Raw genomic sequence first — 26,882 nt, 5'->3', positions numbered from 1 at the left:
AACCCCTGGTCAGGCACCCTTCTTCTGTGTCTAGAAGAAGCCCGGCTTCTTCGGCGAGTACGACACCAGGAGGTTCTTCGTCTGCTGGTGGTACACGGATTCCTAGCTTCCTGACCTGCGGAGAAGAATGAATGCTCGCGGTGGGGAGCGGAGTTGGCCCGCTCCCGGTCCGGACCTTGACGAGGTCGCTCTGCGGCCTTGTCCGTCGCCGGGATCCGCGATCGCCCCCTCTCTCCTCAGACGTCCTCGCCCAGGGCGGCTGCGGTTTCCCTGCCCAGGAGGCCGACGTACGCGGTGGTCCACGCCTCGACCGTGGTGCGGTCCCACAGGTCGGTCGAGTACTCCACGTAGCCGGACAGCACGTCGCCCGTGGGGACCAGGCCGAAGTTGAACTCGGAGCGTGCGCCGGGGACCACGACGTCCTCGACAGCCGTGGTCACGCCCGGCAGTTCAATGTCCGTCTCCAGAGAGCTCTGGTACTGGAAACCGAACGGCAGCTTGTCAGGTACCTCTGTGCCCCACGCGGCACTCAGTTCGGCGGCCATCGCGCGGATCGGTGCGGCGTGGTCCATCGCCTCGACCGTGCTGCGTGCCACCTGGTCCACGAGCGCGCCGAACGACTCGGCCTCGCCGCGGACCCGCAGCGTGAACGACGAGACCGTGCAGGCCGCCAGTGCCTCGAACTCCCGCCGCTCGCGATTGGCGTGGGAGATGCCGAGGACGACGTCCGGCTCGCCGGTCAGTCCGGACAGCAGCGTGGCCAGGGCGGCGGCCGTCACCACGAAGGGCGTCGTGCGGCGCCGTCGCGCCAGTTCTTCCAGGTCGGCACGCGTTCTGCGCCCCACCGTGAACAGCACGACGTCGCCCCTTCCTGTGGGCTCCTTCGGGCGGGGCCGGTCCAGGGGCAGCGACGAGCCGAACGGGGCGCCCTTCAACTCCCTCGCCCAGTAGTCGATCAGACGGCCCTTGTCCTGCGTGCGGCTCCGTTCGCGCTGCCACCGCGCGTACTCGCTCGGCTGCGGTACGCGCTCCGAGAGGCCGTGCGGTACGCCGGTGGCCGCAGCCCGGTACAGCGCTGCCAGTTCGCGCAGCAGGACACTGACCGACCATCCGTCGCAGGCGGCGTGGTGCAGGACGAAGAGCAGCTCCCAACGGTCACTGCCCGTGCGCAGCAGGCGGAACACCGGGGCGAGCTCGGCCCGGATGTCGAATGGGGCCGCGGCCGTCTCCGCTGCCACGCGTGCCGCCTCGGTCTCCGGGTCCGGCTCCGCAGCCAAATCCTCCTCCGGCAGCTCCACCGGCCTGGGCCGCAACGCCTCCTGCCACCACTCGCCCTCGTCGTCCTGTACGAAGCGCGTGCGCAACGCCTCGTGGCGCGAAACGAGTCCGGTCAGTGCGGTGCGCAGAGCCGGTACGTCCAGCGTGCCCGTGAAGGTGAGGCGCATGGCCACGTTGTAGACCTGCGGACGGGGGTGTGACTGGTGGCGGCCGATGAAGGTGCTCTGCTGGACGGTGGCCGGTGCGCGGCCGACCGTCGCCCTGTCGGTTTCCCGGGCCTCCCTGCCCGTATTCCTGCTGTCCCTGGGGGCGCCGTCAGGATCGTCGGCGCCCCCGAGAGCGCCACCACCGGCGAGGTACGTCGCCATGGCGTTAAGCGTGGGCTCCGCGTAGAAGCGCGCGATGGGGTACTCGACACCGAACGCCTCACGCACCCTGTTGGTCAGCCGGATCGCCGTGATCGAGTGGCCGCCGAGGTCGAAGAAGGAGGCGTCGGAGCCGATCGCCGCGATGTCCACCTCGAACTCCTCGGCCCACAGCCGCCTCAGGCGCACCTCGTCGGCCCGGGCAGCCGTCGGGCGGGCCACCGACGTCGTCGCCCGGACGGGAGTGGGAGCGGCAGTCGCGGTCACGACGGAGGCGGCGGGCAGGGCGGCCCGGTCCAGCTTGCCGTTCGCGGACAGGGGGAGGGCGGGCAGCACAGCCCAGGCATGCGGCACCAGGTGGTCAGGCAGCCTTCCGGCCAGCTCCTCCGTAAGACGGTCGGCGAACTCCTGCGGCCGTCCGGCCGGCCCCGCGGGGACCACGAAGGCGGCGAGCTGAGCCTCGCCCCGCCGGTTGCGGCGGGTCATGACGACCGCTTCGCCGACCCCCGGCAGGCCGTTGAGCGCGCGGGAGACTTCCTCGGGCTCGACGCGGTAACCTCGTATCTTCACCTGATCGTCGGACCTCCCACGGAACTCCAGTGCTCCCGACTCGTTCCAGCGCACGAGGTCGCCGGTGCGGTACATCCGCCCCTCGGTGCCCAGCGGGTCGCGGACGAAGCGCTCCGCCGTCAGGTCCGGCCGGCCGAGGTAGCCGGTGGCCACACCGGGGCCGCCGACGTACAGCTCACCCACCTCTCCGACGGGGACCTCGCGGCCGTGCCCGTCGAGCACCCGCAGCGTGACGTTGTCCACCGGTCGGCCGATCGGGATCGGGACCGCCGCGGCGCCCGGTGCCTGTGGTTCCACCGTCTCGACCGTGCACAGCACGGTCACCTCGGTGGGGCCGTAGACGTTCACCGTCTCGTAGGGAACACCGGGACGCGGGCGGGTGCGCAGCACGTCGCCGCCCACCAAGAGGTGGCGAAGCGGGGGCTGTTGTGCGGCCGGGAGCGCGAGGACCGCCTCTCCCAGGGCCGTCGGAAGGATGGAGAAGCTGATCCGCAGGTCCGCGTACCAGCGGGCCAGCGCGGCCGGGTCCCTGCGGACCGCCTCGTCGGCCACGACGACCGTCGCTCCCGCGGTCAGTGCGGGCCAGATCTCCAGGGCTGCGGCGTCGAAGCCCTGGCTGCACACAGCTGCGCTGCGGTCGTCCGCGGTGAACCCGAAACGCTCGTGGTGCCACTGGCACAGGTCCACGACGGCCCGGTGCGGCACGGCGACGCCCTTGGGGGTACCGGTGCTGCCGGAGGTGTGGATGACGAAGCAGAGGGATTCGGGACCGGGCGCGGGGGGCGGATCGCCCACCGGATCGGGCGCAGGAGCCGGGTCGCGCAGCGGGTCGGGTGCTGCTTGGGCGTCGACGGCGACCACGACGATCCCGCCCGGCGGCGTTGACGGCGTGTCCGTTCGCCCGCTGTCGCTCACCAGGATCCGTGCGCCGCACTCCTTGAGGATGGCCTCGGCCCGCGCCCACCCCTGCCCCGGGTCCAACGGAACGTATCCGTGGCCCGACTTGAGAGCCGCGAGCATGGCGACGACCAGGTCGGTGCCACGCGGCAGCCACAGGGCGACCGGTACTCCGGCCTCGCCCTCCGCCCGCAGAGACGCCGCGAGGCGTTCCGCGCGTTCGTTCAACTCACCGTAAGTGAGAGCGACTTCACCACAGCTCACCGCGGTGCGATCCGGGGCGACCGCGGCCCACCGCGAGACCAGGGAATCGACGGTGCTCCGGGTCGGTTGCCGGACCTTCCCCCGCCGCCACGCATCCGGGATCGCCGTGCCCTCTTCACGTGCGAGAGGGGTGGCGGTCTCCACCGCCTCGGTGAGAACGTCCCGGAACGTCCCGAAGAGTGCGTCCACCGTCGCCTCGTCGAAGAGATCGGTGTTGTACTCCAGGTGGCAACGGATGCCGTCCTCCTGGTCGGTGAAGTACACGCTGATGTCGGTGAGCGCCTTGTCGGGACCCGAGTCGAGCGGCGTGGCCCGGACCCCGGGCAGGTCGAACCGGAAGGGGTCACCGGTCTCGAACTCGGCCAGCGTCTGGAAGACCGGAATCCGGTCGAGCGCCCGCGCCGGCGCCAGCTCCCGCACGACCGTCCCGAACGGCACGTCGGCGTGGTCGTACGCGTCCAGGGCGACGCCACGCACCCGGTCCAGGAGCGTGCCGAAGTCCGGGTCGCCGGAGAGGTCGATGCGCAGTGCCAGAGTGTTGACGAAGAAGCCGACGACGTCCTCGTACGGGGGTGTGCGGTCGGACATCGGGGTGCCGATGACGAGGTCGTCCTGACCGGTGACGCGGTGCAGCGCGGCCGCGTATCCGGCGAGCAGGGCCATGAAGAGGGTGCTGCGCCGCTTGCGGCTCAATGCCCGTACCCGCTCCGACAGTTCAGGGCCGAGCGTACGGAACAGGGCGCGGCCGTTGGAGGTCATCACGGCGGGCCTGGGCCGGTCGGTGGGCAGCTCCAGGACGGGCAGGTCGCCGGCGAGCGTCTTCTTCCAGTAGGCGAGGTCCTCCGCCGTCTTCGCGTCGCTGAGGGAAGCGAGCTGCCGACGGGCATGGTCGGCGTACGTACGGGTGAGGGCGGGCAGCTTCGCGGCGGGCGCGCCGGGCAACGCCCCCCGGTACAGGGCGGACACGTCGCGGGCGAGCACCGCGGCCGATGCCGCGTCCATCACGATGTGGTGCAGGGACAGCACCAGCACGTGTCGTCGATCGCCGAGTCGGACGAGGCGCGTGACGAACAGCGGGCCCCGCGCCAGGTCGAAGCGGCGCTCGCTCTCGGCGCGGAGAGTGTCGGTCACCGCGTCCCCGGCGCCCGTGCCGTCGATGACCGCGAAGTCCACGTCCGCCGCGGGCTGTACGAACTGCCTTGACTCGCCCGCCACTTCCCGGAACACCGTACGCAGCTGCTCGTGCCGTCCGACCAGGGCGCGCAGGGCGGCCCGCAGCGCGGCGACGTCCAGCGGGCCTTCCAGGTCGATCGCCTTGGTCTCGTTGTAGGCGGTACGACCGGGGAGCATCCGCTCCAGGAACCAGATCCGCTGCTGGCCGGGGGACAGGGGAGCGGGGTCCGCCACGGGCGTGTCCGTGACCAACAGGGGCGCGGAGCCCGCCCCGGGCGTCTCCGCGACCGTGGGGGCCGTTGTCGCCACGGGGGTGGTCGCGCAGTCGCGGCGCAGCGCGTCGAGATGGACGAGGCCGGAGCGCATCGCGTCGGGCTCGACGCCGAAGTCGACGAGCGCGACGACCTCGTCGGCGCCCGCTGCACGCACGGCGTCCACGACGGGCCGCACGCTTTCGGGGCTGCCGATGAGAGCTCGCTGGTCGCAGTAACGGTCGTAGGCCCGCCCGAACACCACGTCCAGATCGTCGTCGGTCATTGCCGACAGGTCGACCCGGTGACCCAGACTGTTGGCGACGTTCCCGAACAGGGACAGGGAGGCGCGCATGTACCGGGACAGCGGATCGCGCGCCGTGGCACGCGCCTCCACGTGGTCCTCGGCGAGGAAGGTGTGCAGCAGGACGGCCACTCGCCCCGTGTCCGGGTCCAGGCCGTGCCGGGCGCGTGTGTGGCGGAAGAGCGCGATGTTCTCCCGGAGCTGCTCAAGGCTCTGCGTCATCAGATTGGTGACGATGCCCAGGCCGTGGCGGGCGGCCAGCTCGTAGGACGCGGGGTTGCCGACGACGGCCGTGTACATGGGCGGGGTGTCCTGGACGGGGCGGGGGAACAGCCGCAGGTCGCTCTCGCCGTCTCCGGTGGTGCGGCGTACCGGCTCACCGCGCCACAACTTCCTTATCTGCTCCACCTGTTCGTACATCAGCTCCCTGTGGGAACCGAAGCGGTCGGGGAAGAAGGCGAAGTCGTCGGCGTGCCAGCCGCTGGCGCAGCCGATGCCGATCCGCCCCCCGGAGAGGTTGTCGACCATCGACCACTCTTCGGCGACGCGGATCGGGTCATGGAGCGGCAGCACCACGGAGCCGGCGTTGATGCGGACGCGGTCGGTCTCGCGGGCGAGGGCCGCAGCGAGCACGGCGGGGTTGGGGAACAGGCCGCCGAAGGAGTGGAAGTGCCGTTCGGGAATCCACAGGGAGTGGAAGCCGTGGCGGTCGGCGAAGCGGGCGGTCTCCAGGATCTGGTCGTACTTTCCGTGCCGGGAGGCCGTCTCGTCCTGCGGATAGTCGCCGAAGAAGTAGACGCCGAAGTCCAGTGTTCGAGCGTCCTGTTGGGCTGCCGCCCCGGAGGGGGGCTGCTGCTCCGGCTGCTGCTCCGGCTCCGGCTCCGGCTCCGGCTTCGGCTCCGGGCGACGAGCCGTGGCCGCCCTGTTCCAGGCCATGGCCACGGCCTGGGCCCGGGGCTCCGGCGAGGACGCGGGGGCGACTCTCGGCCTCCCGCGGAAGAAGCCTCCGTCGCGCAGCTCGCGCAGTGACCCCTTGACCGCTTCCACGATGAACTCGACGTCGCTGCCGGTGTGTTCGGTGGACAGGAAGAAGTTCCGCCACTCCCACACATGGACGCCGCGCAGCATGAGGTGGTGGTAGAGCAACTCCATGTCGGCGCGCTGCTCGAAGCGGAACTGCGAGCCGAAGTGGCTCATGCTCAGGGCGAACCCCTCCGCCTCGAAGAACGCGTTGAGCGTCGCGGCCAGCTCGTCGGTGCGCGCGTTCAGCCGCTCCTGCAACCGAGGGCTGTGCTCCTTGAGATGCGTCAGTACGGCGCGGGCGGCGACCATCGACACCGGGTGCTGGATGTAGGTGCCGCCAAAGAACGTGGTGTCGGCCGACGGGTAGCTGTCGTCCCCGTAATTCCAGTGCCCGCCGTCGATGCCGTCCATGATGTCGGAGCGCCCGGCAATCGCTCCGATGGGGAATCCGCCGCCGAGCACCTTGCCGTAGGTGGCCAGGTCGGGAGTGACGCCGTAGAGCTCCTGGGCGCCGCGCAGCGCGGGGCGGAAGCCGGTCAGCATCTCGTCGAAGAACAGCACGATGCCGTGCCGCCGGGTCAGTTCGCGCAGCCGCCGTACGAAGTCGGCAGGGCGCAGCGACGGGTGACGGCTCTGCACCGGCTCGACGACGACCGCCGCGATGTCGCCCGCCTGCTGCTCGATGACAGCGAGACTCTCGTCACTGCCGTACGGGAGGACAAGGAGGTCGGCGACGGCGTTGTGCGGGATCCCCGCGGACAGGGGAACGGTGGTGAGTCCCTCGCCCCCGGTACCGGGGGAGCGGCCGAGGACGTTGTCGGCATGGCCGTGGTAGGCGCCCTCGAAGGTGATGATGCGAGAGCGTCCGGTGGCGGCGCGGGCGAGCCGAATGGCGGCGGAGTTCGCCTCCGTACCCGAGTTGGCGAAGGCGATCCGTTCCAGGCCTGTCAGCTCGGCGAGCAGCTCGGCGGCTTCGCCGGTCTCCACGTTGCGCGGGCCGAGCTGGACGCCACGGGAGAGGTGCTCGCGGACCGCCTCGGTGACGAAGGCGGGCTCGTGGCCGAAGAGCAGCACGCCGAAGCCCATGGTGATGTCGACGTAGCGGTTGCCGTCGATGTCCTCAAGCTGGGAGCCCCGCGCCCGCCGGCCCGCGATGGGGTACAGCATCTCCTTCGTGCTGCTGCGGAACCCGACGGCCGCGCGGCTGTCGGCGAGCACCCGGCGGTAGCGCTGGGCGATCCGCTTCGAGGTGGGCGTCTTGGCGGTGTAGCGGCGCACCAGGTCTTCCAGGTGCGCCCGTTGGGCGTCGGACGCGCCGCCGCGGACCATGCCGGACGCGCGGGCGACTTCCAGGCGCGGCCCGTGCTGGGCGGCCCTGACGCTGGGCTGCTCCTCCTCTGCGACTGGCGGCCCCATCCGGCGGGAGATGCGTTGCGAAAGCTCGGTCATCGCGGCGAGATCCTGGTCGACCGCCGCCGATGCGCCGGCGGCGTCAGTCCCGGTCATCGGCCCGCCTCCCCGGTCTGCGAGGCCAGCAGCTGCGAGAGGTGACGCATGAGTTGGAGCTGCATCTGGGAGAGCTGGTGCACCTGGCGTACGAGATCGTCCACTTCGCGGCGCGTGGCGTACTCGACCGGGGCGGGGGTGAAGGCCGCGACCGGTACGGGCGCCGGGTCGACCGCCACGGGCTCATGGGCCACGGACGAAGGCTCATGGACCACCGGCTCCGGCGCGCGGGCGGGTGGCACGGCGGCCACTGACGGGGCGGGCGCCACGGGCCGTGCGGCGGGCTCGGATGAGGCGGGCGCCCGGGGCGGTGCGGCCACTTCCGGGCCGCCTGCCTTCCGCGCGATGATCCGCGCCAGCTCCTTCGCCGTGCCCGCTTCCTCGAAGAGCTCCCGCATCGACACCTTGACCTGGTGTTCCTCCTCCAACTCGCGCAGTACGCCGATCATTTGCAGTGAGTCGGCGCCGAGATCGAAGAAGTTGGCGTCCTCGGCCACCTCGTTCGTGTCGTAGCCGAGATGCTTCGCGGTGACCTTGATGATGTGCTGGAGCACGCGCTCGACCGCTGCCTCGTCCTGTGCCACTGCGAACCCGTCCCTTGTCGGTTGTGCGGACCTGGAGAAGTGGTTCTCCGGCCCTGTCCAGTAGTCCTTGTGCTGGAATCGGTATCCGGGCAGGGGGATCCTGCGGCCCGCCCCTTCCGCCAGCACCCGCCAGTCGACCGGAGCCCCGCCCCGGTACAGGCCCGCCACCGCGTCCCACAGCGGTTCGAGCCCCGCCCCGCGCCGCAGCGTCGGATACGCGGCCTTGCCCGGCAGCTCCCGCCGTGCGAGCCCGCTCAGCGTTGTGTGCGGTCCGATCTCCACCAGGGCGCCGAAGCTCCTGTGAGATGTCCCCAACTCCCTCAGTACGTCAGCGAATTGCACCGGCTGACGCGCCTGCCGTACGAAGTACTCCGGGTCCGCGACCCAGCCCGCCGGCCGCGTGCGCCCGTCCAGGCCGCTGACGAACGGCACCTCGCACGGCCGGAGTTCCACCCCTGCGAACAGTTCCCGCAGCCCGTCGAGGACGGGATCCATCAGGGCGGTATGGAACGCGTGGTGCACCGGAAGCGCACGGGCCGGGACGTCGCGCTCGGCCAGCAGTTCCTTCAGGCGTGCCACGGCGTCGGCCGGGCCCGCCAGGACCTGGCTGCGTGCGCCGTTGGTGACGGCGAGCTCCACCCCCGGAACCTCGGTGGCCAGCTCCCGCGCCGCGCGTGCCCCGATCGGGACCGCGACCATCGCGCCCGGCGCGCAGTACTGCTGCATCAGCCTGCCGCGCTCCGCCGTCAGGCGGAGCCCGTCCTCGGCGGACAGCACCCCGGCCGCGTACAGCGCCGCGTACTCGCCCACGCTGTGCCCGGCCACCACGTGGGGCACGACGTTGGCCGCGCGCCACAGGCGGACGAGCGCGCACTGGAACGCGAAGAGCGCAGGCTGTGCGGCTTCGGTGGGCCAGGCGGGCTCGGCCCCGCCCTCGTACTCCTCGCAGAGCAGCGGTTCGAGGAGGCTGTCGCCGCCGGTGAGCGCGGCGTACTGCCGCTCGCAGGAGTCCAGGACCTCGCGTACGACGGGGAAGCGCGCATGGAGGGTGCGTGCGGCGCCCCGGTGGATGCTGCCCTGCCCGGTGAACAGGAACCCGACGCCCGCGGCCTCCGCGTCTCCCGTCGGGCGTGGACCCGTGATCCAGGCGTCGAGGGCGCTCGTGAACGCGCCCACGGTGTCGCCGCGTACCGCTAGGCGGTGCCTGCGGTGGGCGCGGCCGAGCGCCAGCGTCGTCACGAGGTCCGCGGGGTGCGTGCCGGGGTGCGTACGCAGGTGGTCGCGCAGGGCGCGGGCGTTGTCGGCGAGGGCCGCCGGCGTGTGGCCCGCGATCGTCAGGACGGCCGGGGGAGGCAACGCGTCGGCGGGGCGCGGCGCGGGCTCGGGGGCCTGTTCCAGGACGACATGGACGTTCGTGCCGCCGATGCCGAACGAACTGACGCAGGCCCTGCGAGGTACGTCGCTCCGCGGCCAGGGCCGAGCGGACTCGGGGATGTAGAACGGGCTCGCCGCGAGGTCGAGTGCCGGGTTGGGGCGGCGGAAGCCCGCCATCGGCGGGATGACTCCGTGCTGCAGCACGAGCAGAGCCTTGATCATCCCCGCCAGGCCCGAACATACGTCGAGGTGACCGATGTTCGCCTTGACCGAGCCCAGGGCGCAGTAGCCCGTGCGATCGGTGTCCGCGCGGAACGCGGCGGTGGCACCCTCGAACTCGATCGGGTCGCCCTTGTACGTTCCGGTCCCGTGCGTCTCCAGGTAGCCGACGGTGCCCGCGTCAATGCCCGCCCTCTCCAGGGCGCGCCGGATTGTCTTGCGCTGGCCGTCCGCGCTGGGCGCTGCGAACGTCCTTTTGTCCGCACCGTCGTTGACGACCCCCCTGCCTCGGATGACGCCATGGATGTGGTCACCGTCCGCGACGGCCCGTTCGAGGCGCTTGAGTACCACGGCTGCCACACCCGTGCCGCCGACCGTCCCGTCCGATGCGGCGTCGAAGGGCCGCAGCCGCCCGCTCCTGGAGAGGATGGAGCCCTTCACGTACGGGTAGCCGAGGACCTGCGGCACGTGGACGGCGGTGGCTCCGGCGACGGCGACGGCGCAGTCCTCCGCGGCCACGGCCTGCGCGGCGAGGTGCACCGCCATCAGTGAACTGGAGCAGGCCGTCTGCACGTTGACCGCCGGGCCCGTCAGACCGAGGCGGAAGGCGGCACGGTTGGCGTTGAAGTCGGTGAAGTTGCCGACGGTCGCCTGCATTCCGGCGAGCCAGTCGTCGATGCCGCCCGGGAGGACGTTGTTCTGGAGGTAGGTCTGCAGGGAGTAGAGGTGGTAGCCGGTACTGGCATAGACACCGATCTCATGGCCTCCTCCGTCGGAATCCGCCCCCTCCGAGGCGCCCTCCGCACCTCCCGCGTACCCGGCGTTCTCCAGGGCGTGGTGCACGCATTCGAGGAACAGCCGGTGCTGCGGATCGGTGATCTCGGCCTCGTGCGCGCTCATCCCGAAGAAGCCCGCGTCGAAGCCCGCGATGTCGGTGAGGAGCCCGCTCGCTCCGACGAAGTCGTCGGCGCTGTACTGCTCTTCGGGTACTCCCGCAGCGGCCAGTTCGGCCTCGGTGAAGCGATGGATGCGGTCCGTACCGTCGTGGATCGTGCGCCAGAACTCCTCCGGCGTGTTCGCACCGGGAAAGCGGAAGGACATCCCGACGACGGCCACGGGAACATCGCGACTGACGGTCATCGGGCCTCGCTCCCCACGGCCGGCGCGCTCTGTTCTCCCGGGGGCGCGGACCCGGACCGACGCGTGTGCCGCACCAGAACGATGAAGAGCCCGACGCACAGCACGATCGCCAGTCCGTGCAGCAGGCCCACCACGTGGAACGGTGTGAAGCGGTCCAGGAGTGCGCCGCTGACCAGCATCCCCAGACCGAAACCGGTGTTCTCGACCGACGCGGACAGGCCGAAGAGCCGGCCGCGCTGCTCGTCGGGGGCCGCCTGGAGCCGGGTGACGTAGGCGGTCTCGGTGAGCCCGTCGGCCATTCCCGCCACCAGGGCCGCCGCGACGGCCACGCCCGTGGGCAGGCCGGCGAACACCACGATGAACGCGGCAGACATCACACAGGCCCCGATCGCGAAGGCCCGTTCCCCGGGTCCCTGTCGTCCGCCGCGCCCGGCCCACCTGCTGCACACCTGCTGCATGACGATGTTGCCGATGGCCCACGTCGCCCAGAACTGGCTGACGAACGTGGCCGGGTGGGACGGGTCCAGGATGCTGGAGTAAACGGGCAGGGCGACGTTGTGCGACGAGGAGCCGAGGCCGTCGGCAGCCCGGACCACCAGCATGACCGCGAGCACGGGGGCAGCAGACAGCAGCATGAGCGAGCCTGCCTTCCGCGCCCGCCCGGACACCGAGCCGTCCTCACTTCTCTCCTCCCCGCTCCTCTCCTCCCTCTTCTCCTTCTGCGCTCGCGTACGGATCGGCAGCGAGAGCAGCAGGCAGGCCGACACCGCGAACGTGACGGCGTCCAGCGAGATGGCGGCGACGTATCCCCACTGGGCGACCACCACACCGGCGGAGGCGAACCCGGCGATCATGGCCAGAGAACGCCCCGTCGACAGCTGCGCGTTGGCTCGCATGCGCAGATCACTGCCGACGATCTCCGGGATGCTGGTGCGCAGCGCCACCCCCGACAGGATCGAGCAGAAGCCGGTGACGACGGCCAGCAGGTACAGAAGTCCCGCGCGCGAGGTCTCAGGAGCGATCAGCAGGGCTACCATTGCCGCGCACTGGGTCAGATCGGCGCCGACCATCAACCTCTTGCGGTCGTACGCCGAGACCAGCCTTCCGCTCGCAAAGCCGGATATGACGCTGGTCATCAGGCGTACGGCCATGAAGATCCCTGCGGCCAGGGCGCTGTCGGTCACCTCGTAGATGAAGACGTTGAGGGCGACCATGTTCAGGTAACTGCCGTACGCCGAGAAGCCGTTGCCCACGACGAGCAGGCGAAATTGCCTCACGTGTTCTCCCTGGTCCGCTACTGAGCTGTACGCACGGTCGTGCACGGCTGCGCTCAGCCGAGGCCGCCTTCACACTCACTCGCACGGAAGTGCGCTTAAAGCCACCCGAACTGGTGACTTGACAGGGTCGCTGGAGTTCCTGCGCCAATCTCGTACGACAGGACGGCGACGGGGGTGGTCCAGGGGCGCGGTGTACGGCGTCAGCGGTGCAGCCGGCCCGAAGCACGTGCGGCGGAGTCCGCCTCCACCCTCGCCCCCGCCGGGTACGACCGCAGCGGGGGGCAGGGAAGGTCCTGGGTGCGGTGCTTGTCCTCCTCGACCGCATGGATGAGGAGGCGGGGCTGCGGTTCCAGCGCCGACGTCTGGCATCGACGTCGCGCCAACATCGAAGGCCGGCCGCCTCGTTGGCCTCCCGGATGCGCAGCACCCTTTGTGTTTCCACATGGCCATGGTTAGATCCACTTGTGTTCGAGGTCGCCGCAAAAGTCGACATTCCTCCTGGAAGGAAAATGCCAGTAGACAGCCGCCCTGAGAGCCGGCCTGCGTTATCCCACAGAGAGAAGCAGGTGTTGGCGTACGTCGCGGCAGGCTTCTCGCACAAGCAGGTCGCCAAACGTCTGGGCATCAGCGTGCACACGGTGAGCACCTATCTGCGCCGTATCCGCAGCAAGCGCACCGCGCCCACCGTCGCGCATCTGATCCACCTGGGCCTCGTCGAAGGCGTGGTCCCCGCGTCGAACTCCTAGGGCGGGTCTTCCTGCCCACTGCACCCGGTTCCGCAGGAGCAACGGCGGGAGACTCCTCGGACGGTGAGGTGCCGGAAGGGCGGGGCGTCCAGGTCGATGGCGGTGGCAGGGTCCGCGGAGGGAGATCAGGGCGACAAGAGCACGCTGATGCGACCGGAGCCGGCGGGCGGAAGAGTGAGACTGTCAAAGATCCTTGCGTTCAGGCAGCGGAGGGAGTGCCGCGAGGGCACCGTTCGGTCCGCGGCTGGTCCGAGAGGGAACCGTTCGACGGGCGAATGGTGACCCAGCCCCATGGACGATTACAGTGCGTGATCTCTTGTGAGGGCTGTCTGGAGCGCAACGCGGGCTCCGGGCAACCCACTTGAAGCTCTGGAAGAACCCGGGCTTTTTCGGGCTGTAAGAGCAAAGAACGTTCTTCGTCTGTTAGAGGCCCTAACAAAGGCGTTGGGCGTGTCGGTGGGCGATGAGGCAGGCGGCGAGGCCGAGGAGGGCTTCGGGAATGTCGTCGCGTCGTTCCCATCGGACGCGGAGCCGGCGGAAGCCGTGGAGCCAGGCGATGGTCCGCTCGACAGCCCAGCGGTGGACTCCCGGGCCGGATCCGTGGGGGACGCCGCGGCGGGCGATCACTGGTTTGATGCCCGGCGCCCAGACCAGGCGGCGGTATTTGCCGTGGCCGTGGCCGTAGCCGCGGTCGCCGAGGAGGCTGTCGGGCCGTCGGCGTGGCCGTCCGACCAGGCCCGCCACGGACGGGATCTTCTGCGGCAGGGGTATCAGTCGGGTGACGTCGTTGCGGTTGCCGCCGGTCGGCGAGACGGCGAGCGGGATGCCCCGGCCGTCGACGACGAGGGGGTGCTTGCTGCCCGGACGTGCCCGGTCGACCGGGCCGGGCCCGCATTCGGGCCCCGCCGGGCTGCCCTGACGTGGGGGGAGCCAATCACCGCCCGCGACCAGTCCAGCTTCTTCGCGACCCGCAGCTTCTTCAGCAGCACCACGTGCAGCTGGTCCCAGACGCCGGCATCGTTCCACGCGGCCAGGCGCCGCCAGCAGGTCATGCCTGATCCGAAGCCCAGCTCCTGCGGCAGGTACTCCCACTGGATTCCGGTATGCAGCACGAACAGAATCCCGCAGAGTGCCTGCCGGTCCGGGACCCGGGGGCGCCCCTCCACCTGTTCCGGCACCGGCTGCGGCAGCAACGGCTCGATGAGTGGCCACGGTTCATCCGACACGATCCACGGTCGCGACTCACGTTTCCCCACGGCCGGACCAACAACCGCCCAAACCGAAAGTCACATGATCAACGACTTCTGTTAGGGCCTCTTAGTCATACGCACCGAAGGGTGCCTGGTAGGAAAAACCCATGGTCAGGCACCCTTCTTCTGTGTCTAGAAGAAGCCCAGCTTCTTCGGCGAGTACGACACGAGGAGGTTCTTCGTCTGCTGGTAGTGGTCCAGCATCATCTTGTGCGTCTCCCGCCCGATGCCGGACTGCTTGTAGCCGCCGAAAGCCGCGTGCGCCGGATACGCGTGGTAGCAGTTGGTCCACACCCGGCCCGCCTGGATCGTGCGGCCCGCCCGGTACGCGGTGTTCATGTCGCGAGTCCACACTCCCGCGCCGAGTCCGTACAGGGTGTCGTTGGCGGTGTTCATCGCGTCGTCGAAGTCGGTGAACGACGTGACCGCGACGACCGGGCCGAAGATCTCCTCCTGGAAGACCCGCATCCGGTTGTCGCCCTCGAAGATGGTCGGCTGGACGTAGTAGCCGCCCGCCAGGTCGCCGCCGTGCTCGACGCGCTGGCCGCCCGTCAGGATCTTCGCGCCCTCCTGCTGGCCGATGTCCAGGTAGGACAGGATCTTCTGGAGCTGGTCGTTGGACGCCTGCGCCCCGATCATGGTGTCCGTGTCGAGGGGGTGGCCCGGCCTGATGCGCTCGGTGCGGGCGATCGCCGCCTCCAGGAACTCGCCGTAGTGCCCGCGCTGGATGAGGGCGCGCGAGGGGCAGGTGCACACCTCGCCCTGGTTGAGGGCGAACATCGTGAACCCTTCGAGGGCCTTGTCGCGGAAGTCGTCGTCCGCGCTCCACACGTCGTCGAAGAAGATGTTCGGGCTCTTGCCGCCCAGTTCCAGGGTGACCGGCTTGATGTTCTCGGAGGCGTACTGCATGATCAGCCGCCCCGTCGTGGTCTCCCCGGTGAACGCGATCTTCGCGACCCGCGGGCTGGACGCCAGCGGCTTGCCCGCCTCCGCGCCGAAGCCGTTGACGATGTTCACCACGCCCGGCGGCAGCAGATCGGCGACCAGGCCCATCCAGTAGTGGATCGAGGCCGGGGTCTGCTCGGCGGGCTTGAGGACGACGGCGTTCCCCGCCGCCAGCGCCGGCGCCAGTTTCCACGTCGCCATCAGGAGGGGGAAGTTCCACGGGATGATCTGGGCGACCACCCCCAGCGGCTCGTGGAAGTGGTAGGCGACCGTGTCGTCGTCGATCTCGCTGAGCGACCCCTCCTGCCCGCGCAGGGCGCCCGCGAAGTACCGGAAGTGGTCGATCGCCAGCGGGATGTCGGCGGCGAGGGTCTCACGGACCGGCTTGCCGTTCTCCCAGCTCTCGGCGACCGCCAGCTCCTCCAGGTGCGCCTCCATCCGGTCGGCGATCCGCAGCAGGACGTTCGCACGGTCGCCCGGCGCGGTCCGCCCCCAGCCGGGCGCGGCCGCGTGCGCGGCGTCCAGGGCGAGTTCGACGTCCTCGGCGGTGCCGCGGGCGACCTCGGTGAAGGGGCGTCCGTCGACGGGGCTCGGGTTCTCGAAGTAACCGCCGCGCACCGGGGCGACGTACGCGCCGCCGATCCAGTGGTCGTAGCGGCCCTGGTACGACATGATCGCGCCGTCGCTGCCGGGTGCGGAGTATCGGGTCATGGCGTGGCCTCCCTCGGGCGGCGCCGCCCGCCGTCGGGCGGCACCGGCAGGCACGCTAGGACGGCGGACGTTGCGACACCGTTGCGAAGGGCGACCCGCGCACCGGCGCCGGCGCGCGCAGTTCACCGTCCAGCTCCCTCATGCGCGCACGCACCACGGGACGCTGTCGTACGGGAGCGGCCTCCGCCAGTGCCCGCCACACCGCGCAGTCGTCCTCGCCCCACGGGCTGTGCACCCAGTCCGACAGCAGCCCCGGGTCCGCCCGCGCCACCAGCGCCGCCCGCAGTTCGCCCTCCAGCCGCCCGCGCAGCCGCACCACGGCGGGAGCCTGCGAGCGGGGCAGCAGCGGCCCCGCGTACGCGCCCATCGCGGCGGCCACCGCACCCGAGCCCAGCCGCCGGGCCACCACCGTGAAGTCCGCCTCCACCGGCACGGTCAGCCGGTAGGGGCGCGAGCGCAGCAGCCCGTCCCCCAACAGGCGTCGCAACCGCGACAGTTCCGCGCGCAGGGTCACCGGAGTCACCGACTCGTCCTCGTACAGCTCGCACAGCAGCCGGTCGCCCGACAGACCCTCGGGGTGCCGGCTGAGCAGCACCAGGATCTCGCTGTGCCGTCTGCTCAGCCGCACCCGGGAGCCGCCCGCCACCAGCAGCGCCTCGTCCCGCCCCAGCGCGTACAGTAGGGCGCGGTCGCCGTCGTCACGCGGCAGGGGCGCCGACAGAGCCAGGTGCGACTCCGCGGCCCGCGCCACCGCCTGCACGAACGCCAGACTGTGCGGATGGGCGAGGCTGTCGCCGCCGGTGATGTCCACCGCGCCCAGCAGCCGCCCGGTGTGCGGATCGTGCAGCGGGGCCGCCGCGCAGGTCCAGGGGTGCACCGGGCGCAGGAAGTGCTCCGCCGCGAACACCTGGACCGGCCGGTCCAGCGCCAGCGCCGTGCCCGGCGCGTTCGTGCCCACCGACGACTCCGCCCAGCGGGCCCCCGGCACGAAGTTCATCCGCCCCGCCCGCCGCCGCGACCGGGCGTCCCCCTCCACCCACAACAGGCGGCCGGACGCGTCGCACACGGCGACCAGGTGCTCCCCGTCACGGGCGTATGCGCCCATCAGCTCCCGGAACAGCGGCATCGCCCGCGCCAGCGGGTGACCCTCGCGGTACGCGCTCAGGTCGTCCTCCGCCAGCTCCACCCGCGCGCTGCCGTCGGGGCTCACCCGGGCGTGCGCCGAACGCCGCCACGAAGCGGCCACCACCGGGCGCACCGGACGCTCCACCCGGCCCGCCGAGGTGAACGCCTCGTGCGCCCGGCGCAGCACGCCGAGCCGCGCACCGGGATCGGCGCCCGGTTCCAGAGCCACCCAGGCATCGGTCAACTCGGCCTCCCCGGCGAAGACTTCGGGCGACAGCGGGCTTCTCGGCCGGTGCCGAGCGGCCGAGGAGCCCCATCGTCGCCCCGCCGGGGGAGGGCGGCAACCGTCCCGGCAGTGCCCCTTCCGGGCCGGGTCAGCCCTCCGGCTGTTCCCTGGGACCGGTTCAGCCCTCCGGCTGCTTCCCGGGCCGGTTCAGCCCTCCGACTGCGCGGCGATGATCAGCTCCTTCATCAGCTCGCGGCTCAGCTCCGGATCGTCCTCGAACGGCAGCCAGTCGCGCCCGCACCGGCACCGCATCCGCACCACGTCGCCCCACCTGCCCCCGGCCGAGAAACCGGTGACGGCCGCGCAGCCGGGGCACGCCATCGGTCCCTCGCCCGCCACCACGATCGGCGCGAGCATCTCGATCGACCAGGGGTCGAGCAGTTCGAACTCCTCCACGACCGCGCGCCTACCGGGGCGGGATCTCGCCGAGCTGGGCGCTCAGCGTCCGCAGATCGCCCGCGGAGATCCCCGAAAGGGCCGCCACCTCCTCGACGTCCGCCCCGGCCCGGGCGGCTGCCACGGCCTCGGTCTCGACGTCCGCACGGGCCGCGTTCAGCGCGACCTCGGCCTCCTGCAGGCGCTGCACGGCCAGTTCCAGCGGAGCCAGGCTCTTCTCGGTGTCCATGCTGCGGATACTGGCACGGCGGAGGAGCACACGGCCAACCGGAGGTACGGGTCAGCCGAGGGCGCCGAGCGTCCCGGCCACCTGCCGCAGGTGCCGGTGCAGCCCCCGGTGCGGGTCCCCGGGCGGCAGCCACTCCTTGCGGATCTTGGCCACGCACGTGTAGTTCGTGTCGCACACGTTCGCCAGCGGTGCCTCGCCGGCCTGACTGACGAGCTGGTACGCGTCCAGCTCGGACAGCCCGTAGTCGCGCGCCAGCCACCTCACCAGATCGAGCTGCGAGATCCGGAACGCGTCCTCCAGGGGCCGCGCGGACCCCGTCGACAGCAGATGCGTGTCCGACTCCAGCCGCGGCCACGGCGTCGCCACCCCCTTGAGCAGCTCCACGACCACCACCGTGTTCATCGCGCACTCCACCGCCACGCCACAGGTCTCGCCCTCGCCCTGCCGGGCGTGCCCGTCGCCCAGGCTGAGCAGCGCGCCCGCCACGTTGACGCCGAGGTAGCAGGTGACCCCCGCCCGCATCTCCGGGGTGTCCATGTTGCCGCCGTGCGCGTCGGGCACCAGCGCCGAGCGCACTTCCAGATTCGCCGGGGCCACCCCCACCGTGCCGTGCATCGGGTCCATCGGCAGCTCCACCTCGATGCCGCTGTCCCGCGCCCGGAACAGACAGGTCCGCCGCTCACGGTCCAGCTCCCACATCCACACCACCTCCGGCAGCGGCGCCTGCAGGGAGGCCGTGGTGTGCGTGGACGTGAGCGCGCCGAACAGCGGCACCGTCGTCGACGCCGCCCAGTCGCGGGCCGGTTCGATCGACACGAAGTGCACCGCCACCGTGTCGCCGGGCTCGGCGCCCTCCACGTGGAAGGGGCCCGTCTGCGGATTCAGGAACGGGAACTCGCACACCTGCGAGACGAGATCCTTCTCGGAGCGCACCCGCCCCGCGAAACAGTCCTCGGTGTACAGGTCGAGCACTGTGCCCGGTGCGATCCGCGCGACGGGCGCGGCCCCGCCGAACGTCCAGGCGTAGTCGCCCTCCTGCGGTCGTACGGTCACCACGCGGGGATCGGTCATCGCTGCGCTGCTCCACTTCCGGGGCGGGACGGGTCGGAACCTTGGTACAGGCCGCCCGGAGGACCGTCCAGAGGCAGGCGGCCGGTCGGCGCCGCCCGCCGAGGGGCAGGACGGTGCCGCGACCGGCCGCACAGGAGGCGGAATGTCGCGATCCGTCACGGGCCGGGCCGCAACTTCGGTACGGGGGTCGCAAGTCGCCCCCGTACGGCCGACCCTGGAGGGTATGGCCACGCCGCCCGCACCTCCTCCGCACCAGCCGCCCGGAACACCGCCGCAAGGAGGCTTCGGCCCCCCTCAGGCCCCGCCTCCCGGGCCCCCTTCCGGACCCCCTCCGGGGCCGCCTCCCGGGGGGCCGCCGTACGATCCGCCGCCCGGTCCGCCGGGAGGCTTCGGCCCGCCGACGGCCGGGGGAGGGCACGGGTGGCCCCCAGAGGGCCCGCCCCCACCCGGTCCCGCAGGGCCGCCCGGCGGGACCGGCGGCGGGCGGCGCCCGCTGCTGATCGTGCTCGCCGTGGCCCTGGCGATCGCCGCCGCGGTGGCTGTCGTCCTCGTGCTGAACGGCGACAACGGTGCGAAGGAACCCGGCGCACCCACGACGACCAGCCCGGCGCCGAAGCCCACCTTCCACCTGCCGTCGGAGCTCCCCACCGGCCTCCCGTCGGGCTTCCCGACGGAGCTCCCCTCGGCATTCCCCACCGAACTGCCGAGCGGCTTCCCCTCGGACCTCCTCTCCGGCCTCCCGTCCGATTTCCCCTCCGACTTCGGCACCTCCTTTCCCTGACACCCGCGCCGGTGCACGCCCGCCTCCGGGTGTCACGGGGGAAAGCCCCCCACCGGGTCCGGGTGGTGCCGTCATGGCCGCGACAGGCCCCGCTCCGTAGCTTTTCCGGTGGACGCGCGCCGCAGAGGCGAAGCGCGCCGCCACAGACCGGAGCCCCACATGCCCCAGGCCGTCGACGCCGCACCGGCGCCCTCCGCCGGAACCACCCCGGGAAGCGACTTCGCCCCCCTGCTGCGCACGGTCAGGGGACAGGGACTGCTCGACCGCCGGCACGGCTGGTACACCGCCCGCGTCCTCGTGAACCTGTGCTCGCTGGCCGCCGTGGTCACCGGCGTGGTCCTGCTGGGACACAGTGGGTGGGTGCTCCTGCTGGCCGTCCCGTTCTCCCTGGTGTGGACCCGCACCGCCTACCTGAGCCACGACGCGGGGCACGCGCAGATATCGAGCAGCCGCCGCACCGGCAGGTGGATCTCCCTCACCCACGCCAATCTGCTCCTCGGCATGAGCCAGGCGTGGTGGAACGAGAAGCACAACAAACACCACGCCAACCCCAACCACGTCGACAAGGACCCGGACGTGGGCGTCGGCGCACTGGTCTGGACCCAGCAACAGGCCGCCGAACGCGCGGGCTTCGCTCGCTGGCTCACCCGCAACCAGGCCCGGCTCTTCTTCCCCATGCTGCTCCTCGAAGGCATCGCCCTGAAGGTGTACGGATTCCAGGACCTGCGCCGCCAGGACCGGCGCGAGGCGAGGACGGAAGGCGCCCTCCTCCTCACGCACCTCGCCCTCTACGCGGCGCTCCTGCTGACCACGATGGCCCCGCTGACGGCGCTCGCCTTCGCCCTCCTGCACCACGCCCTGTTCGGACTCCAGCTCGGCATGGCCTTCGCCCCCAACCACAAGGGCATGGAGATGCCCGACCCCGACGGCGAGCGCTGGGGGCACCTGCGCCGCCAGGTGCTCACCTCGCGCAACGTGCGCGGCGGTCCCGTCACCGACTGGTTCCTCGGCGGCCTGAACTACCAGATCGAGCACCACCTGTTCCCGAACATGCCGCGCCCCCACCTGCGGCTCGCGCAGCCCCTGGTGCGCGACCACTGCCGCGAGGCCGGCATCCCGTACACCGAGACGGGACTCCTCGAGTCCTACCGGCAGGCGCTCCGCCACATGCACGAGGTCGGCGCACCGCTGCGGGAGGAGCCCCGTCCTTCGAACGTGTGAACCAGGGCGGGAGGGAACCACACCGGCCCGCACTGCGTTGTCTCAGGCAGGAGCGGCGACAGCCGCGAAGGAGGCGTCGAAGATGTCGAAGAGTTCGAAGGTCGCGGCCGGCGGTGTCGTCGTGGGCATCGCCCTCATCTGGTTCATCGGTTTCTGGCCCGCCCTGCTGGTCATGGTGGGCGTGCCCGTCGCCGCCTACCTGATGCTGGACAAGACCCAACGGCGCAGGCTGCAGCGCATCACCCGCAAGGAGCTCGGCCGCTGAGGCCCCGCCCGCCCGGGCGCCCGGCCGCTCCTGCCGGAAGACGCCAGGACCGTCCGTACCAAGGTCAGGAACGATCATCGGTCCGGGAGGAGGGGAGCCCCGTCATGGGCGCGGCAGTCACGGCGGTCAGCAGCAATGGCACCCACACGTTCACCAAGCCCGACCGCGACAGCATCACCCTGCTCGCCGGGCTCGGCGTCGAGGGCGACGTCCACTGCGGCGAGACGGTCAAGCACCGCTCCCGCGTCGCCCAGGACCCCACCCGGCCCAACCTTCGCCAGGTCCACCTCATCCACCGGGAACTCTTCGACGAGGTGGGCGAAGCGGGCTTCGACGTCGGCCCCGGCCGGCTCGGGGAGAACGTCACCACCAGCGGCATCGACCTCCTCGCCCTGCCGACCGGCACCCTGCTGCGGCTGGGCGAGGAGGCGGTCGTGGAGGTCACCGGCCTGCGCAACCCCTGCCTGCAGATCGACGCCTTCCAGGACGGGCTGCTCAAGCAGGTCGTCGGCCGCGACGCGGAGGGCAAGGTCGTCCGCAAGGCCGGAATCATGAGCGTCGTGCGCACCGGCGGTGTGGTCCGCCCGGGCGACCCCATCTCCGTCGAACTGCCCCCCGTCCCGCACCGCCCGCTCGAACGCGTCTGAGTACTCGCCACCGCCCGCCCGGACGCGACGGACATCCCGCACCGCCCGCTCGTACGCGTCCGACGCTCGCCGGCACCGGCACCGGCCAGGACGCGTCCGACACTCCTCACCGCCGGGCTCGGCGCGTCCGACATTCCTCGCCTCCGAGCTCGGACGCGTCAGGCCCCCAGCCCGGCGCGGGCGTCAGGACGGCCGCGCCGCCAGCTTCTCCAGCGACTCCAGCAGCCCCGGCAGTTCGGCCCCCCGCCCCACCGGCAGGAGCTCTCCGGGCTCGTCGTCGAGCAGCAGGAAGGCGATGTCGTCGGTCCTGGCCACGAACGACCAGCCCGGGCCGTCCGCCCGCAGTGTCCGCGCCCCGCCCGGGGCGAACGCCGACCGCACCCGCCCGACCGGCGGCGGGTCCGCGACGTACCCGTGCAGGGCGTCGATCACCCGGCGCACCAGCGGATGGAGCTCGCCCTCGGTGCCCTCGAAGGTGTCCGGCGCGCTCTGCTCGTCGAGCCGGCCGCGCCAGGTCGCCCACTGCCGGGCGATCTCGTCGGCGCCCAGCCGGCGCTGGGCGGGACCCCACTCCCCGGTGTCGGGCGGCGTCAGCAGCGGCCCGTCCGGGGAGCCGTCGGGCAGTTCGGGATCGTGCGGCGCGGGAACACCGGGAGCGGCGACCGCGAGGGCGAGCGGCCAGCCGGGCAGAGCCGCCACCACCGAGCGTTCCGGCGGCGACAGGTCGTACTCCATGCCGCAGTCCCACGCGGCGATCGCCACCGCCACCAGGGACACGTCGTCCACGACCACTGTCCAGCGCGCCCCGGCCCCGTCCTGCCCGAGCACCAGCCCGTAGCCGCGCTCGTCGGGCGCCAGGCCGAGCGCCCCGCACGCCTCGGGGAAGTCGTCGCCGAGCACCGCGGGGAACTGCGCGGGCGTGAGCAGCACCGCCGTGAGCACGAACAGCTCGTCCTCCCCGGCAGTCTCCTGACGCGCGGCCGCCGTCTCCTGCGGGAAGTCGCCCCCGGCAGCTTCCGTCCCGGTCACAGCACCCTCCCCAGACGTTCGGTCGTCGGCGCACCTTAACCAGTGGGTAACCTGCGCGTCGAGAGGTGACGGCCGATCCGCTACGGGCCGCCCCGCACCCCGGGGCCGGCCCGCCGCCGAGGTCAGGCCGCGGGCAGACCGAGCAGGCTGCGGGCCACCCGCTGCGGCTCCTCGTCGCGCTCCCGGGCGAGCGCGATCACCGCCCGGCACGCCAGCTCCGTCACCCCGAACGACAGCGCCTCGGGCGACACCCAGCCCGCGGCCTCGTCGCTGCGCGGCTCGTCGTCCTCCACGCGGGCCGCCACGTACTCGGCGGCCGCCTCAAAGAGGTTGTGCGGACGGGCCGTCGGGGATTTCACCGGACGAGGCCCCTGCGAGGACCGGAAGAGCCGGGCGATTCTGTTCAGCATCCGCACCACATCCCGTGAGCCGTAGGTCTCGGATGCTCCAAGTGTGCCCCCTGGCCGTAGGGTTGAGCCGCCGCGGACCGTCCGCGATGGTGAGCGGCAGTGCCTCGCGCGGTGCGGCGCGAGCAGGGACCGACCGCCGGAGGCGACCCGGCAGAAGGGCGACACATGGTGAAGCGCTACGACCGGCTCCGTCAGATCCGCCGACTCGACCCCGAGAAGGACTTCCTGCGGATCTACCGCCTGACGTCCACCTACGAATTCCCCTGGGACTTCACCCGGGCCCTGGAACTGGCCCTCTACCGCACCTACGCGGTCCCCTCCATCGGCCGCCTCCTCGCCGAGACCGCCGAGCTCACCGACCGCTCGCAGAAGCGCTACGACGACACCGCGCTGCTGCTGGACGCCGTCGTGGAACACGGTTTCGCCAGTGCGGAGGGGCGCACCGCCATCCAGCGCATCAACCGGATGCACCGCAGCTACGACATCAGCGACGACGACATGCGGTACGTCCTGAGCACGTTCGTCGTCACCCCCAAGCGCTGGATCGACGCCTACGGGTGGCGCAGGCTCTGCGACCACGAACTGCGTGCCTGCGCGGCGTACTACCGCACCCTCGGCGCACACCTCGGCATCCGGGAACTGCCGCGCACCTACGAGGACTTCGAGAGCTTCCTCGACAGTTACGAGGCCGAGCGCTTCGGCTGGGACGAGGGCGCCCGCAAGGTCTCCGACGCGACGCTCGACCTGATGGGCTCCTGGTACGGGCCCCTGGCACCCCTCGCGAAGGGAGCCAGCCTCGCCCTCCTGGACGACCCGCTGCTGCGGGCCTTCCGTTACGAACGACCGCACCCGGCGGCCCGCGCCGCCGTCCGGGGAGCCCTGCGGCTGCGCGGCCGGGCGGTGCGCCTGCTGCCACCGCGCCGCGCACCGCACTACGCCCGCCAGAACCCCGAGATCAAGGGCTACCCGGACGGGTACGACCTCGCCGCCCTCGGCACGTTCCCGGTGCCCGGCGTGCGCGGCTGCCCCGTACCGCACGGCCGACGCACCCCGTAACCCCCCGGCTCACGCGCGACGCCCCGGCTCACGCCTCGCGGACGGCCAGCGCCAGATACCGGTCGTCCTCGTCGACGTACGACAGCAGACGCCACTCGGACCGCTCCAGGAGCGGCCGCAGCCGGGGTTCGGCCCGCAGGTCGTCCTCGGTGATCCGCCGCCCCTGGCGGGCCGCGAGGGCGGCCCTGCCCACCGGGTGGAACAGGGCCAGCAGCCCGCCGGGACGCACTGTGCGGGCCAGCTCGCCGAGGTTCTCCCCGGGGCGGGGCAGATGGGAGATCAGCCCCGCCCCGAACACCGCGTCCAGCACGCCCGTACCGAGCGGCAGGCGCGCCACGTCGGCCTGCAGGAGCAGGGCCCCGCGCCCGCGCCCCTTGCCGGCGGCCACGTCCAGCATCTCCCGGGTGAGGTCCGCGCCCAGCACCGTCCCGGCGCGGCCCACCGCCCGCCGCAGGTACGGCAGCGCCCTCCCCGTGCCGCAGCCCGCGTCCAGCACCGCGTCGCCCGGACCCAGCCTCAGCGCGGCCACGGCGGCCTCGTAGGCGGGACCGTCGTCGGGAAAGCGCTCGTCCCACCGGGCGGCACGGGACCCGAAGAACTCCTGCACCTGCGTCCGGTCGTGAACCCGCGTGTGGTCATTCGTCATGCCCACATGATCCCCCCGGGGCGCCCCGCGGCCACATTGCGCCGCCTTTCGAAAGGAGCCCCGGAAAGCCGAGGCCCCGGTACTACCGTCCACACCCCACGGTGCGCAGCGCGCCGCACCCAGGCCGGAGCCGGAGAGACCCACGGATGACCGAGCATCAGAGGGCGGCCGAAGGCACCGACCAGTGGTACGACGCGGACGCGGGCCCCCTCGTACGCCCCTACGCCACGACCGCGACGGGTGCCGCCACCGGCACCGGAGGCCGCCACCTCGACCTGGTCGCCCACGTCACGGCGGCCGACGGAGCCGGTGCGCCCGACGCCTCCCTGCTCGGCCGCGAACACCAGGCGCTGCTCTCCCTGTGCCGCGGCGGCACGCACACCGTCGCGGACCTCGCGTCGTCCGTGGGGCTGCCCACCGGAGTCGTACGCACCCTCCTGAACGACCTGCTCAGCGCGGGCCGGCTGGAGCTGCGCGGGCCCGCCCGCCCCACCGCCCTGCCCGCCGGCCTCCCCTTGCAGGACGTCGTCGACGCCCTGCGCGCCCTGTGACGGACGCCCGGCGCCGGGCGGGCCCCTCCCGGCCTCCGACCCACCTCCGAAGGAAGCACCCGATGGCCCTCGACCGCAGCGACCGCCCGGACAGCACCGACCCCTCCCGCGCCGGGACCGCCGGCAGCCCGGGAGAGGGCGTCGAAGAGGAGGCCGCGCCGCTCGCCCTGAAGATACTGGTCGCCGGCGGATTCGGCGCCGGCAAGACCACCCTGGTCGGCTCGGTGAGCGAGATACGCCCGCTGCGCACCGAGGAGGTGCTCAGCGCGGCGGGGGAGTCGGTGGACGACACCGCCGGGCTCGACCGCAAGGCGGCGACCACCGTCGCCATGGACTTCGGACGCATCACCATCCGCTCCGGCCTGTCCCTGTACCTGTTCGGCACCCCGGGGCAGGACCGCTTCTGGTTCCTCTGGGACGACCTCTCGCACGGGGCGCTCGGCGCCGTCGTCATCGCCGACACCCGCAGGCTCGCCGACAGCTTCTTCGCCGTGGACTACTTCGAGGACCGCCGCATCCCCTTCGTCGTGGCCGTCAACTGCTTCGCGGGCTCGCAGACGTACGGGGCGCTCGAAGTCTCCCGTGCCCTCGACCTCGACCGGGGCACCCCGGTCGTGCTGTGCGACGCCCGGGACCGCGACTCCGGCAAAGAGGTGCTGATCCGGCTCGTCGAGTACGCGGGCCGTGTCCACACCGCGCGCATGCTCGACGCGATGAGCTGACCGGGCCTCAGGCACCCGCGACCGAACAGGCGTCTCCCTCCGTGATCCCGATCTGCTTGCCGCTGCGGCGACTGTGGGTAAGGCTTGCGGGAGAACAGGGGAAAACGGGAAACGGGGAACGACCGAGCGGGGAGAGCCGAAACATGGCACTGAGCAAGGGACTTGACTGGCTGCTGGACGACCTGACCAACCGGATCCAGCACGTCCGGCACGCCCTGGTCCTGTCCAACGACGGACTGGTGACCGGAGCGAGTTCGGGACTGGCACGACCCGACGCGGAGCATCTCGCCGCGGTCTCCTCGGGCTTGCACAGCCTGGCGAAGGGTTCCGGCCGGCATTTCGGGGCCGGAAAGGTGCGTCAGACGATGATCGAGTTCGATGACGGAGTCCTCTTCGTCACCGCCGCGGGCGAGGGCAGTTGCCTGTGCGTCCTGGGCGCGGCCGAGGCTGACTTCGGGCAGATCGCCTACGAGATGACGCTGCTCGTCAACCGCGTCGGCGAGCACCTCACGGTGGACGCACGCCAGCCGGGCTTCTGACTGACCCGTCAGAATCGCTGCTGACCTGCAT

General features: G+C 71.8%; 21 protein-coding genes. 9 read left to right on the top strand and 12 right to left on the bottom strand.

Features of this window, described 5'->3' with window-relative positions:
* Positions 1-236: 236 nt before the first annotated feature.
* The 3 genes from ACZ56L_RS26545 to ACZ56L_RS26535 are packed head-to-tail and all read right to left on the bottom strand — an operon-like array spanning position 237 to position 12,225.
* On the bottom strand, positions 237-7,631 hold the full coding sequence (locus tag ACZ56L_RS26545) for a MupA/Atu3671 family FMN-dependent luciferase-like monooxygenase (RefSeq protein ID WP_471066777.1): 7,395 nt from the start codon (positions 7,629-7,631) through the stop codon (positions 237-239).
* Positions 7,628-10,948, bottom strand: coding sequence for a type I polyketide synthase (locus tag ACZ56L_RS26540; RefSeq protein ID WP_471066775.1), 3,321 nt, complete (start codon positions 10,946-10,948; stop codon positions 7,628-7,630). Before ACZ56L_RS26540 ends, ACZ56L_RS26545 begins: the two co-directional genes overlap by 4 nt.
* Positions 10,945-12,225, bottom strand: a complete 1,281-nt coding sequence (locus ACZ56L_RS26535) for an MFS transporter (RefSeq protein WP_471066773.1) — start codon at positions 12,223-12,225, stop codon at positions 10,945-10,947. The genes ACZ56L_RS26540 and ACZ56L_RS26535 overlap by 4 nt, the downstream gene beginning before the upstream one ends.
* Positions 12,226-12,548: 323 nt before the next feature.
* Between ACZ56L_RS26535 and ACZ56L_RS26530 the strand changes: the two genes are divergently transcribed.
* Positions 12,549-12,971, top strand: a complete 423-nt coding sequence (locus tag ACZ56L_RS26530) for a response regulator transcription factor (protein WP_471067033.1) — start codon at positions 12,549-12,551, stop codon at positions 12,969-12,971.
* A gap of 432 nt (positions 12,972-13,403) precedes the next feature.
* On the opposite strand, the gene ACZ56L_RS26525 is transcribed toward ACZ56L_RS26530, so the two are convergent.
* The 6 genes from ACZ56L_RS26525 to ACZ56L_RS26500 form a co-directional block, all read right to left on the bottom strand.
* Positions 13,404-14,200, bottom strand: a protein-coding gene (locus ACZ56L_RS26525) for an IS5 family transposase (protein ID WP_471067031.1) whose coding sequence is annotated in 2 segments (ribosomal slippage) — positions 13,404-13,879 and positions 13,879-14,200 — 798 coding nt in all. Because the reading frame shifts where the segments join, the coding sequence is not laid out codon by codon here.
* Between the two features lie 153 nt (positions 14,201-14,353).
* Positions 14,354-15,877: an acetaldehyde dehydrogenase ExaC gene (gene exaC, locus ACZ56L_RS26520; protein WP_345226211.1), complete on the bottom strand. Its 1,524-nt coding sequence runs from the start codon at positions 15,875-15,877 to the stop codon at positions 14,354-14,356.
* Between the two features lie 55 nt (positions 15,878-15,932).
* Entirely contained in the window at positions 15,933-17,246 is a 1,314-nt protein-coding gene (locus ACZ56L_RS26515) for a GAF domain-containing protein (RefSeq protein ID WP_471066771.1), read from the bottom strand.
* Positions 17,247-17,435: 189 nt separating this feature from the next.
* Positions 17,436-17,684 carry a hypothetical protein gene (locus tag ACZ56L_RS26510; RefSeq protein ID WP_345226215.1) on the bottom strand — a complete coding sequence of 83 codons (249 nt, stop codon included), beginning with the start codon at positions 17,682-17,684 and terminating at the stop codon, positions 17,436-17,438.
* A gap of 10 nt (positions 17,685-17,694) precedes the next feature.
* Positions 17,695-17,913, bottom strand: coding sequence for a hypothetical protein (locus ACZ56L_RS26505; RefSeq protein ID WP_345226217.1), 219 nt, complete (start codon positions 17,911-17,913; stop codon positions 17,695-17,697).
* A 51-nt stretch (positions 17,914-17,964) separates the two neighbouring features.
* The gene (locus tag ACZ56L_RS26500) at positions 17,965-18,984 is read right to left on the bottom strand and encodes an acetamidase/formamidase family protein (protein ID WP_401761681.1); all 1,020 of its coding nucleotides are present in this window, start codon (positions 18,982-18,984) and stop codon (positions 17,965-17,967) included.
* 511 nt (positions 18,985-19,495) lie between these two features.
* On the opposite strand from ACZ56L_RS26500, the gene ACZ56L_RS26495 reads away from it, so the two are divergent.
* The 4 genes from ACZ56L_RS26495 to ACZ56L_RS26480 all read left to right on the top strand — a co-directional run bounded on the left by ACZ56L_RS26495 (position 19,496) and on the right by ACZ56L_RS26480 (position 21,898).
* Entirely contained in the window at positions 19,496-19,765 is a 270-nt protein-coding gene (locus tag ACZ56L_RS26495) for a hypothetical protein (RefSeq protein ID WP_471066768.1), read from the top strand.
* Positions 19,766-19,924: 159 nt separating this feature from the next.
* Positions 19,925-20,986 carry an acyl-CoA desaturase gene (locus ACZ56L_RS26490; RefSeq protein ID WP_471066766.1) on the top strand — a complete coding sequence of 354 codons (1,062 nt, stop codon included), beginning with the start codon at positions 19,925-19,927 and terminating at the stop codon, positions 20,984-20,986.
* Between the two features lie 82 nt (positions 20,987-21,068).
* Complete coding sequence (locus ACZ56L_RS26485) at positions 21,069-21,251, top strand: hypothetical protein (protein WP_345226225.1); 183 nt, start codon at positions 21,069-21,071, stop codon at positions 21,249-21,251.
* Between the two features lie 104 nt (positions 21,252-21,355).
* The gene (locus tag ACZ56L_RS26480; RefSeq protein WP_471066763.1) at positions 21,356-21,898 is read left to right on the top strand and encodes an MOSC domain-containing protein; all 543 of its coding nucleotides are present in this window, start codon (positions 21,356-21,358) and stop codon (positions 21,896-21,898) included.
* A gap of 183 nt (positions 21,899-22,081) precedes the next feature.
* On the opposite strand, the gene ACZ56L_RS26475 is transcribed toward ACZ56L_RS26480, so the two are convergent.
* Both ACZ56L_RS26475 and ACZ56L_RS26470 read right to left on the bottom strand, forming a co-directional pair.
* The gene (locus ACZ56L_RS26475) at positions 22,082-22,927 is read right to left on the bottom strand and encodes a hypothetical protein (protein WP_471066761.1); all 846 of its coding nucleotides are present in this window, start codon (positions 22,925-22,927) and stop codon (positions 22,082-22,084) included.
* A 122-nt stretch (positions 22,928-23,049) separates the two neighbouring features.
* On the bottom strand, positions 23,050-23,337 hold the full coding sequence (locus tag ACZ56L_RS26470) for a hypothetical protein (RefSeq protein WP_471066759.1): 288 nt from the start codon (positions 23,335-23,337) through the stop codon (positions 23,050-23,052).
* A gap of 165 nt (positions 23,338-23,502) precedes the next feature.
* On the opposite strand from ACZ56L_RS26470, the gene ACZ56L_RS26465 reads away from it, so the two are divergent.
* The gene (locus tag ACZ56L_RS26465) at positions 23,503-24,393 is read left to right on the top strand and encodes an oxygenase MpaB family protein (protein ID WP_471066757.1); all 891 of its coding nucleotides are present in this window, start codon (positions 23,503-23,505) and stop codon (positions 24,391-24,393) included.
* A gap of 28 nt (positions 24,394-24,421) precedes the next feature.
* Here the strand turns inward: ACZ56L_RS26465 and ACZ56L_RS26460 are convergent, their stop codons facing one another.
* Positions 24,422-25,039 (bottom strand): class I SAM-dependent methyltransferase, encoded by a 618-nt coding sequence (locus ACZ56L_RS26460; protein ID WP_471066755.1) that lies wholly within the window; start codon positions 25,037-25,039, stop codon positions 24,422-24,424.
* A gap of 146 nt (positions 25,040-25,185) precedes the next feature.
* Here ACZ56L_RS26460 and ACZ56L_RS26455 point away from each other — a divergent pair, with 146 nt between their 5' ends.
* The 3 genes from ACZ56L_RS26455 to ACZ56L_RS26445 all read left to right on the top strand — a co-directional run bounded on the left by ACZ56L_RS26455 (position 25,186) and on the right by ACZ56L_RS26445 (position 26,851).
* The gene (locus tag ACZ56L_RS26455; protein ID WP_468692083.1) at positions 25,186-25,590 is read left to right on the top strand and encodes a DUF742 domain-containing protein; all 405 of its coding nucleotides are present in this window, start codon (positions 25,186-25,188) and stop codon (positions 25,588-25,590) included.
* 62 nt (positions 25,591-25,652) lie between these two features.
* Positions 25,653-26,312, top strand: a complete 660-nt coding sequence (locus tag ACZ56L_RS26450) for a GTP-binding protein (protein WP_345226237.1) — start codon at positions 25,653-25,655, stop codon at positions 26,310-26,312.
* A gap of 143 nt (positions 26,313-26,455) precedes the next feature.
* Entirely contained in the window at positions 26,456-26,851 is a 396-nt protein-coding gene (locus ACZ56L_RS26445) for a roadblock/LC7 domain-containing protein (RefSeq protein WP_468692079.1), read from the top strand.
* Positions 26,852-26,882 lie beyond the last annotated feature (31 nt).

It is taken from the genome of Streptomyces sp. NPDC039736, assembly GCF_055596485.1.
This window is presented reverse-complemented; position numbering and strand designations above follow the sequence as displayed.